Source organism: Streptomyces sp. NPDC038200 (assembly GCF_055600785.1).
Genome location: NZ_JBVJYH010000036.1, coordinates 51883 through 62916 on the forward strand (window position 1 = coordinate 51883; position 11034 = coordinate 62916).

An 11034-nucleotide genomic window follows, 5' to 3' on the forward strand; every position below is an offset into this window, starting at 1 on the left:
GAGTCAAACACCAACGCGGCGTCCCATGCAAGAACTTGCTGAAAGTTGCTGAACGACCTTGCGGCGCATGTCCGGCTTCTGCTTGAGTCGAGATCAGTTCCACCGGTGACACCGCGACTTTCGCTCGAGGAGACATCCGTGAGACCACAGACCCAGTCCCTTCCGCGACACCGGTGGCCGCTATGAAAGCCCTGGTCCTTGCCGGTGGCACCGGCAGCAGGCTGCGGCCGTTCACCCACACGCGCGCCAAGCAGCTCCTCCCCATCGCCAACAGACCGGTGCTGCACTACGCCCTGCAGGCGATAGCCGGGGCCGGCATCGAGGAGGTGGGCGTCGTGGTCGGCCATCACGGCGACGACATCCGCCGTGTGGTCGGCGACGGTTCCGCCTTCGGGCTGGACATCGCCTACCTCGACCAGCCCGAACCCCTCGGCCTGGCCCACGCGGTGGCGATCGCCCGTGATTTCCTGGCGGACGACGACTTCCTGCTGTACCTCGGGGACAACCACCTGGAGGACGGCGTGACGGGATTCGTCCGGCGCGCCGCCGCCCACCGGGACGCCGCCCGGCTGCTCGTCACCCCCGTGCCGGACCCCACCGCCTTCGGCGTCGCGGAAGTCGACGGCGACGGGGTGGTGCGGCGGCTGGAGGAGAAACCGGAGCAGCCCCGCAGCGACCTGGCCCTCGTCGGCGTCTACGCCTTCACGCCGGCCGTGCACGAGGCGGTGCGGGCCATCCGCCCCTCGGGGCGCGGCGAGCTGGAGATCACCCACGCGGTGCAGTGGTTGATCGACCGCGGACTGCGCGTGCGGGCGGAGACCACCACCCGGCCCTGGCGCGACACCGGCAGCGTCGACGACCTGCTGGAGGCGAACCGGCACGTCCTGGACCGGATGGAGGGACGCGTCGACGGCAAGGTCGATCCGCACACCGTCCTGGTGGGCAGGGTCCGCATCGCGGAGGGAGCCGTGGTGCGGGGATCGCGCATCGTCGGCCCCGTGGTCATCGGGGCGGGTGCCGTCATCAACAACTCCAGTGTCGGGCCGTACACCGCCATCGCGGAGGACTGCCGGGTGGAGGACAGCGCGATCGAGTTCTCGGTGCTGCTCCAGGGAGCGTGCGTGGAAGGTGCCGCACGCATCGAGCGCTCGCTCATCGGCCGCGAGGCCGTGGTGACTGCCGCCCCCCGTCCTCCCCAGGCCCACCGTCTTGTCATCGGCGACCACAGCAAGGTGCAGCTCACCTCATGACGTCACGCATCCTCGTCACCGGCGGAGCCGGATTCATCGGATCCGCCTACGTCCGCGCACTGCTCGGCCCCGCGGGGCCGAGCAGCGTCACGGTCACGGTTCTCGACAAACTCACCTACGCGGGCAGCCTCGCCCGCCTCGACCCCGTGCGCGACCACCCCGGTCTGACCTTCGTGCACGGGGACGTCTGCGACGCCGCGACGGTGCGGCGGCTCGCGGCCGGCCACGACGAGATCGTCCACTTCGCGGCGGAGTCGCACGTCGACCGCTCCATCGAGGACGGCTCCGGCTTCACCCGCACCAACGTGATGGGCACCCACACCCTGCTGGAGGCGGCGCTGCGGCACGGGGTGCGGACGTTCGTGCAGATCTCCACCGACGAGGTCTACGGCTCGATCCCCGAGGGTGCCGCACGCGAGGAGGACCAGCTCAGACCCAGCTCGCCGTACGCGGCGTCGAAGGCCGCGGCCGACCTCGTCGCACTGGCCCACCACCACACCCACGGCCTGGACGTCCGGGTGACCCGCTGCTCCAACAACTTCGGTCCGTACCAGCATCCGGAGAAGGTGATCCCGCGCTTCGTCGCCACCCTGCTGACCGGCGGTGATCTGCCGGTGTACGGCGACGGGAGGCAGGTCCGCGACTGGTTGCACGTCGACGACCACGTCAGGGCGGTGGAGTTGGTGCGCACGGCGGGACGGCCGGGGCAGACGTACAACATCGGTGGTGGCACCTCGTTGACCAATCTGGAACTCGCGCACCGCCTGCTCCGGTGGTGCGGCGCCGGTCCGGAGCGCATCACGCACGTCACCGACCGCAAGGGACACGACCGCCGTTATGCGGTGGACCACGGCAAGATCACGGCGGAGCTGGGGTACCGGCCGCGGGTCGACTTCGAGGCGGCGCTGGCCGCCACGGTGGACTGGTATCGCTCCCGCCGGTCCTGGTGGGAGCCGTTGCTGGAATCCGTCTGAAGGCTGTCCGAGGGCGGCGCGGTGCGTCCGGGGTGACCGCGGCGGCGCTCTGCCCGAAAGCGGATCGGCGCGTCCGGGGGTGACCGCGTCGGCCGTGTCAGGGGTTCCACACGGCCCGGCTGCGCACCCGGTGGGGAGCGCACTGCCGCCGGAGCCGCGCGGACACTCCGGCCCGATCGGCCGGGCGCGTCGGGGACACGCCAGGCGCGAACCCCGCGGCCGACGGCCGGAGTTGGTTGAACGTAACACCCTGAAAACCGTTGCGAAAGGCTTTGCACGCGGCGCGTTCAAATATTGCCTGATGAACTGCCTTTACATCGCGAGGGGTTGACCTGCGGTAAGCGGCGCCGTACGGTCTCGACCGCAATTTCTTGCAGCAAGAACCAATGAACGGCCTTGCTTGGCATGGCGTGTTGTCAACCGAGGCTGCCCTCCGGTATCACCCCACTTCCCCACTGGAGCAACCATGGCCAGAAAGACCGTGGCCGCTGCACTCGCCGTCCTGGCGGGAGCCGCTGTGGCCGTCACGGCACCGACGCCGGCGCAGGCGAGCGCGCCCGGCGGCAAGGACGTCACCGCGGTGATGTTCGAATGGAACTTCACGTCCGTCGCGAAGGCGTGCACGGACGAGCTGGGCCCCGACGGGTACGGCTACGTCCAGGTCTCCCCGCCGAACGAACACATCCAGGGCGCCTCCTGGTGGACGGCCTACCAGCCCGTCAGCTACAAGATCGGCACCAAGCTGGGCGGCCGCTCGGACTTCAAGAGCATGGTGGACACCTGTCACGCGGCAGGCGTCAAGGTGGTCGCCGACACGGTGATCAACCACATGGCGAACGCCGCCGGGACGGGCACCGCCGGGTCGTCCTTCAGCAAGTACGACTACCCCGGCACGTACTCCGCCGCGGACATGGACGACTGCACCACGAAAATCAGCAACTACGCCGATCGCTGGAACGTCCAGCACTGCGAGATGGGCGGCCTGCCCGACCTCGACACCGGCGAGGAGTACGTCCGCAAGACCATCGCCGGCTACCTGAACGACCTGCTCTCCCTCGGCGTCGACGGCTTCCGGATCGACGCGGCCAAGCACATACCCGAGGACGACCTCGCCAACATCAAGTCCCGCCTGTCCAACCCGGGCGTGTACTGGAAGCAGGAGACGATCGGGGCCTCCGGCGAGGCGGTCCAGCCGCCCGAGTTCTACAACACCGGGGACGTCCAGGAGTTCCGTTACGCCTCCGACCTCAAGCGGGTCTTCAACAACGAGAAGCTCGCGGAACTGAAGAACTTCGGCGAGGCATGGGGCTACGTCTCCAGCGACAAGGCGTCCGTCTTCGTCGCCAACCACGACACCGAACGCAACGGAGGCAGCCTCACCTACAAGGACGGCGCCAACTACACCCTCGCGCACGTCTTCATGCTGGCCTGGCCCTACGGCTCGCCCGACGTGCACTCCGGCTACGAGTTCAGTGACACCGACGCCGGCGGGCCCGACAACGGCCAGGTGAACGCCTGCTACACCGGCGGCTGGAAGTGCCAGCACGCCTGGCGCGAGATCGCGAGCATGGTCAAGTTCCGCAACACGGCCGCCGGCGCCGCCGTGACCAACTGGTGGGACAACGGCAACAACCAGATCGCCTTCGGCCGCGGTGACAAGGCGTACGTCGTCATCAACCACGAGGGATCCTCCCTCACCCGCACCTTCCAGACCTCCCTCCCGGCCGGCGGCTACTGCGACGTGCAGAGCGGCAAGGCGGTGACCGTCAACTCGTCCGGTCAGTTCACGGCCAGCCTGGGCGCCAACTCGGCCCTCGCCCTGCACACGGGCGCGAAGAACTGTGACACCGGCACCAGCCCCGACCCCGATCCGGCGACCGGGGCCTCCTTCCACGTCAACGCCACCACCCAGTGGGGTCAGAACGTCTATGTCGTCGGCAGCACCTCCGCCCTCGGCAGCTGGAACACCTCCAACGCCCTGAAGCTGGACCCGGCGAGCTACCCCGTCTGGAAGCTCGACCTGTCCCTGCCCGCGGGCACCGCATTCGAGTACAAGTACCTCCGCAAGGACGCAAGCGGCAACGTCACCTGGGAGAGCGGCTCCAACCGGAAGGCCACCGTCCCGTCCAGCGGCGTGATCACGCTGAACGACACCTGGCGCAGCTGACCGCCGTACCCGGAGACGAACACCGATCACCGTGGAACGCACGGCGATCACCGACACGACCGCCCGGCCCGTGCCACCGGTGCCGGGCGGTCCCGCGCCCCGCCGCACGGCGGTGCCCGTCCTTGCCCGCACCCGACACCCCGAGGAGATGCGTCACGTGGTCGGCAGACCCAGACACTACGCAACCGCCCTGGCCGTCGCGCTGTTCGCAGCCGTGTCGCCACCGCTGACGCCCCCGGCGACGGCCGTCGGGCCGCCCCCGCCGCCGACGGACGCGGCGCTCGCGCACCAGCCGGCCCGTCCGGCCGTGAGCCGGGAACAGTTCTACCTCCTGCTGCCCGACCGCTTCGCCGACGGCGACACCGGCAACGACCGCGGCGGGCTGACCGGCGACCGCACCGCCACCGGTTACGACCCGACCGACAAGGACTTCTTCCAGGGCGGCGACCTCAAAGGCGTCATCGACCGCCTCGACTACATCAAGGGCCTCGGCACCACCGCCATCTGGCTCGCACCCGTGTTCAAGAACAAGCCCGTCACGGTCCGCGACGGCAGGCCCACCGCCAACTACCACGGCTACGCCATCACCGACTTCACCCGGGTCGACCCGCACTTCGGCACCGAGGCCGACCTGTCGGAGCTGATCGACAAGGCCCACGCCAAGGGCATGAAGGTCTTCTTCGACGTCATCACCAACCACACCGCGGACACCATCGACTACGCCGAGAAGCGGTACGGGTACCGCAGCAAGGGCGCCTACCCCTACCTGGACACCGAGGGCCGCCCCTTCGACGACAGCACCGGCATGCGGCGAACGGACGCGGACGGTGCCCCCTACACCCCGCAGGTCTCCACCGACCCGCAGGACCGCAAGGTGCCCGACTGGCTGAACGACCCCTCCCTGTACCACAACCGCGGCAACTCCACCTTCGCCGGGGAGAGCGCCCTGGACGGCGACTTCATGGGCATGGACGACCTGTGGACCGAACGACCGGAGGTCGTCCGGGGCATGGAGCGGATCTACGAGAAGTGGGTCCGGGACTTCGGTGTGGACGGCTTCCGGGTCGACACGGCCAAGAACGTCGACATGGCCTTCTGGACCCAGTGGGCCACCGCGCTCGACCGCTACGCGGCACGGCACGGACGCCGGAACTTCTTCCTCTTCGCCGAGGCGTTCTCGGCCGACGCCTCCATCACCGCCCCCTACGTCACCCAGGGCCGGCTCGACGCGACGCTCGACTTCCCGTTCCAGGCCGCCGCCCGCAACTTCGCCTCGCGCGGCGGTCCCGCGGACGACCTCGCCCACGTCTTCGCGCAGGACTACCGCTACACCACCGACAAGACCGACGCCTACAGCCAGGTCACCTTCCTCGGCAGCCACGACATGGGGCGCATCGGCACCTTCATCGCCCAGGACCACCCCGGCGCGGACGACGCCGAACTTCTCGCACGCGACCGCCTGGCCCACGAGCTGATGTTCCTCTCCCGGGGCAACCCGGTCGTCTACTCCGGTGACGAGCAGGGCTTCACCGGCGCCGGCGGCGACAAGGACGCCCGCCAGACGATGTTCGCCTCGAAGGTGCCGGACTACCTGGACGACGACGAGATCGGCACCGACCGGACGGCCTCCACCGACGCCTACGACACCGCACACCCCCTGTACCGTGCGATAGCCGCCCTCTCCCGGCTGACCCGGCGGAACCCCGCCCTGCGCGACGGCGTCCAGACCGAGCGCTACGCACAGGGCTCCGTGTACGCCTTCTCCCGTACCGACGTCCGCGGCGGGCGCGACTACCTGGTCGCGTTCAACAACGCCACCGAGGCCCGGACCGTCACCGTACCGACCGGTTCACCGGACACGACGTACCGGGCCCTGTACGGCGCCACCGGCAGGGCACGCGGCGATGCCGACGGCAAGATCACCATGACCGTCCCGGCCCTGTCGGCCGTCGTGTACCAGGCAGCCGGGCCACAGCGCCCGTCGCCGGCCGAGCCGTCGCTCGAACTCACCGCCCCGGACGCGGGAGCCCACGGCACCGTGGAGATCTCCGCCGACGTCACGGGCGGCGCGTACCAGCGGGTCGTGTTCGCCGCTCAGACCGGCAACGGTCCCTGGCACACCCTCGGCAGCGCCGACCACGCCCCCTACCGGGTCACCCAGAACATCGCCCCGGACGTACCCGCGGGAACACCGCTCAGGTACAAGGCGGTCGTCGTCGACCGTGCCGGCCGGACCGCCGCCGCCCTCGCCACGACGACCGCGGGCCAGGCGGAGGCGGCTGCGAGACCGACGGCCGCACGCCACTGGGCCGTCGTCCACTACCGTCGGTCCGACGGTGACTACGCCGGCCTGCGGCTGCGCACGGCCGACGGCCGGACCGCCGGCTTCACCGGCCGGGACGCCTACGGAGCGTTCGCCTGGCTGGCCCCGGCCGAGGGCGCCACCGAGATCCCCTTCACGGTGGAGAAGGACGGGGCCACCGACGGCCCGGCGCGCACGCTGAACTTCGCCGCGACACCGGAGGTGTGGACCGAGCAGGGCAGCGAGGCGGTGACCGGCACCAGACCCGCGGACGCCTACCCGGCCCAGGACGCGACGAAGGCGGTCATCCACTACCACCGCCCCGACGGCGACTACGACGGCTGGGGGCTGCACGCCTGGACGGGAGCGGCCGAGCCGCCGGAGTGGAACGACCCGATCCGCCCGGTGCGCCAGGACGCCTTCGGCCTGGTCTTCGAAGTGCCGCTGACCGATCACGCGGACTCGCTCAGCTACATCCTGCACAAGAAGGAGGAGAAGGACGTCCCCTCCGACGAGGCCCTCGACTTCTCCCTCTACGGCCACGAGGTGTGGCGCGTGACCGGGGACAGCACCTACCTCGCACCCACCCTCGGCGGCGCCTTCGGCCTGGACCTCGGCACCTCGGCCGCGACCTGGCTGGACGACACCACCGTCGTATGGCGGGGGACCGGTGCCGGCGTCGCCAGTCAGCAACTCGTCTACGCGCCGGACGGCGGCATCGGCATCAAGGACGGAGCCCTGTCGGACGAGGGGCACTGGCTGCGTCTGGTCCCCGCCCGGCTGACCGACGCCCAACGGGCCGCCCATCCGCCGTACGCGGACCAGCAGGCTTTCACCGTCGACCCACGAGACCGCGACCGGATCGCCGAAGCACGGGCGAGCCGCCAGGTGATCGCCACCCAACGAGGACAGGACGGGGCCCTGCTCGGCGCGACGACCGTGCACCTGCTTGCCGGCTGACCGGCGAAGCGCACCGAACGGAAGGAAAGAGCCGCACCGTGACCGCATCGCACACCGCCCGGGACAACCCGGGCGGACCACCGTCGAACTCGCGGGGCCGGGTACTCCCGGCCGCCCTGACCCGCTCCGCCACCGTGGCCGTCACCGCCGCACTGCTCGCCACGGCCCTGCACGCCGCCCAGCCCGCGCACGCCACGGAGCGACCGCCCGCTCCACCGTCCGACGCCCGGCTGGCCGCGACGGCCGCCCGGCACGACATGACCCGCGAGCAGTTCTACTTCCTCCTGCCCGACCGGTTCGCCAACGGCTCCGCCGGCAACGACCGGGGAGGGCTTCCCGGCGACCGCACGTCCACCGGGTACGACCCCACCGACAAGGGCTTCTACCAGGGCGGTGACCTGAAGGGCCTGATCAGGAAACTGGACTACGTCAAGGGGCTCGGCACCACCGCGATCTGGCTGGCCCCGATCTTCAAGAACAAACCGGTCCAGGGCAACGGCGAGAGCGCCGGCTACCACGGCTACTGGATCACCGACTTCACCCGCGTCGACCCGCACTTCGGCACCAACGCGGACCTCGCGGAACTCATCCGCAAGGCCCACGCCAAGGGGATGAAGGTCTTCTTCGACGTCATCACCAACCACACGGCCGACACCGTCACCAACACCGAGAACAAGTTCGCCTACCGCAGCAAGGGGGCCTACCCCTACCTGGACACCGAGGGCCGCCCCTTCGACGACAGCAAGGGCATGGGGAAGGTCGACGCCCGCGGCCTTCCGTACACCCCGCGGGTCGCGCCGGCCGAACGGGACGCCAAAGTCCCGGCATGGCTGAACGACCCGACCATGTACCACAACCGCGGTGACTCCACCTTCGCCGGTGAGAGCACCCTCTACGGCGACCACACCGGTCTGGACGACCTGTGGACCGAACGCCCCGAAGTCGTACGCGGCATGGAGCAGATCTACGAGAAGTGGGTCGAGGACTTCCGTGTCGACGGCTTCCGCGTCGACACCGTCCGCAACGTCGACATGGCCTTCTGGACGCAGTGGGCGACAGCACTCGACGCCTACGCGGCGAGGAAGGGCCGGAAGAACTTCTTCGTCTTCGGCGAGACACTGTCCTCCGACCCGTCCGTCACCTCGCCGTACGTACGGCAGGGCCGGCTCGACGCCACGCTCGACTTCCCGCTCCAGGACGCGATCCGCCAGTACGCCTCCCAGAGCCGGGCGGCCGACCGGCTCGCCGACGTGTTCGCGCAGGACTACCGCTACACCACCGACAAGGCGAACGCCTACGAGCAGGTGACCTTCCTCGGCAACCACGACATGGGCCGCATCGGCGGCTTCCTGCTCAAGGACAATCCGAAGGCCGACGACGCCGAACTCCTGCGCCGGGACCGTTTCGCCCACGAGCTGATGTTCCTCTCCCGGGGCAACCCGGTCGTCTACTCCGGTGACGAGCAGGGCTTCACCGGCGCCGGCGGCGACAAGGACGCCCGCCAGACGATGTTCGCCTCGAAGGTGCCGGACTACCTGGACGACGACGAGATCGGCACCGACCGGACGGCCTCCACCGACGCCTACGACACCGCACACCCCCTGTACCGTGCGATAGCCGCCCTCTCCCGGCTGACCCGGCGGAACCCCGCCCTGCGCGACGGCGTCCAGACCGAGCGCTACGCACAGGGCTCCGTGTACGCCTTCTCCCGCACCGACGTCCGCGGCGGGCGCGACTACCTGGTCGCGTTCAACAACGCCACCGAGGCCCGGACCGTACGGATCCCCACGGGCTCCGCCGACCTGGCCTACCGGGGCCTGTACGGCACCACCGGCACGGTCACCAGCGGCACCGACACCCGGGTGACCGTCACCGTCCCGCCGCTGTCGTCCGTGGTCCTGAAGGCGACGCAACGGCTGGGCAGGCCCGCGACCCGGCCGACCCTGGAACTCCGGGCCCCCGCGGCGGGCGCCACCGGGGACGTCGACGTCTCCGCGGACGTGAGCGGCGACGGCCTCGACCGCGTGGTCTTCGCCGCTCAGGTCGGCAACGGCCCCTGGCAGACCCTCGGCACGGCCGACCACGCCCCGTACCAGGTCACCCAGCACCTGCCCGACACGGTCGAGCGGGGCACCCCGCTTCGCTACAAGGCCGTGGCCGTCGACCTCGCGGGCCGCACTGCGAGCGACCTCGCCACGACCACGGCCGGCCGGCCGGCACCCCCGCAGCCGCCGAGCGCCCTGCACCGCGAGTACGCCGTGGTCCACTACCTGCGCCCGGACGGCGACTACACCGGCTGGAGACTCCAGGCCGCCGGCCAGTCGGCCGAGTTCACCGGGCGGGACGCCTACGGCGCGTTCGCCTGGGTCAAGCCGGAGGACGGCGCGAGGACCCTGACGTACACGGTCACCGGGAACGGCACCGCGGACGGTCCCCAGCGCACCGTCGACCTGGGGAAGACGGGGGAGGTCTGGATCCGGCAGGGGGACGACGGCCAGTCGGACACGGCACCGCAGGGCGCCTACCCGGCTCCTGACGCGACCAAGGCCGTGATCCACTACCACCGGGCCGACGGCGACTACGACGGCTGGGGCCTGCACACCTGGACCGGGGCCCGCCACCCCACGGACTGGTCGGCGCCGCTCGCGCCGACCGGCAGGGACGCCTTCGGCGTGACCTTCGAGGTGCCGCTCGCCGACGGTGCGACCTCACTCAGCTACATCGTCCACAAGGGCGACGAGAAGGACCTCACCGCGGACCGGTCGCTGGACTTCGCCACCTATGGCAAGGAGACCTGGCTGATCGGCGGTGACAGCGACTACCTGCTGCCGACGGTGGGCAGCGCACCGGATCTTGACCTCGACACCGCGAAGGCCCGGTGGCTCGACACGGACACGGTCGTGTGGAAGGTGAAGGCCACCGACTCCACCAGCCAGCAGCTCGTGTACGCCCCCGACGGAGGCATCACCGTCAAGGACGGCGCGCTCTCCGACGAGGGGCACTGGCTCCGGCTGATCCCGTCGAAGCTCACGGACGCGCAGAAGGCGGCGTACCCGGAGCTGGCGGACGACCCGGCGTTCACGATCGATCCCCGTGACCGCGACCGTGTCCAGGCCGCCGAGGACGCACAGCTCATCGCCACACAACGGGCCGCCAACGGCGCGCTGCTCGCCGCCACCGGAGTCCGTGTTCCCTGACGCACCACGATCGGCGGGTGCCCCTCGCGTCGCGAGGGGCACCCGCCGATCGCTCGTTTCCGTGGCGGGGAGTGACCGACTCAGGTCGTGAACACGGCCACGGTCCGCGCCGGGACGGTGAACGTGCCCGAGCCGGCCGCGTAGGCGGAGGTCTTCACCACCGCGTCCGCGCCCGCCGCCTGCA

At 70.5% G+C, this 11034-nt stretch carries 4 protein-coding genes and 2 pseudogenes; 5 read left to right on the forward strand and 1 reads right to left on the reverse strand.

What is annotated here, in order from left to right; all coding sequences use genetic code 11:
- Window positions 1–182 precede the first annotated feature (182 nt).
- The 5 genes and pseudogenes from ACZ7KF_RS40185 to ACZ7KF_RS40205 all read left to right on the forward strand — a co-directional run.
- Complete coding sequence (locus ACZ7KF_RS40185) at window positions 183–1250, forward strand: glucose-1-phosphate thymidylyltransferase (RefSeq protein ID WP_471087199.1); 1068 nt, start codon at window positions 183–185, stop codon at window positions 1248–1250.
- A complete protein-coding gene (gene rfbB, locus ACZ7KF_RS40190) occupies window positions 1247–2224 on the forward strand; it encodes a dTDP-glucose 4,6-dehydratase (protein ID WP_471087202.1) in 978 nt (325 codons plus the stop codon). The genes ACZ7KF_RS40185 and rfbB overlap by 4 nt, the downstream gene beginning before the upstream one ends.
- Before the next feature lie 466 nt (window positions 2225–2690).
- Entirely contained in the window at window positions 2691–4391 is a 1701-nt protein-coding gene (locus tag ACZ7KF_RS40195; protein ID WP_471087204.1) for a carbohydrate-binding module family 20 domain-containing protein, read from the forward strand.
- A 148-nt stretch (window positions 4392–4539) separates the two neighbouring features.
- Window positions 4540–7635: pseudogene (locus tag ACZ7KF_RS40200) on the forward strand (alpha-amylase family glycosyl hydrolase); the annotation flags it as partial.
- 134 nt (window positions 7636–7769) lie between these two features.
- A pseudogene (locus ACZ7KF_RS40205) lies at window positions 7770–10841 on the forward strand (alpha-amylase family glycosyl hydrolase); the annotation flags it as partial.
- A gap of 89 nt (window positions 10842–10930) precedes the next feature.
- On the opposite strand, the gene ACZ7KF_RS40210 reads toward ACZ7KF_RS40205, so the two are convergent.
- Window positions 10931–11034: alpha-1,6-glucosidase domain-containing protein (locus ACZ7KF_RS40210; protein WP_471087208.1), on the reverse strand; the 104-nt coding region annotated here is incomplete at its 5' end.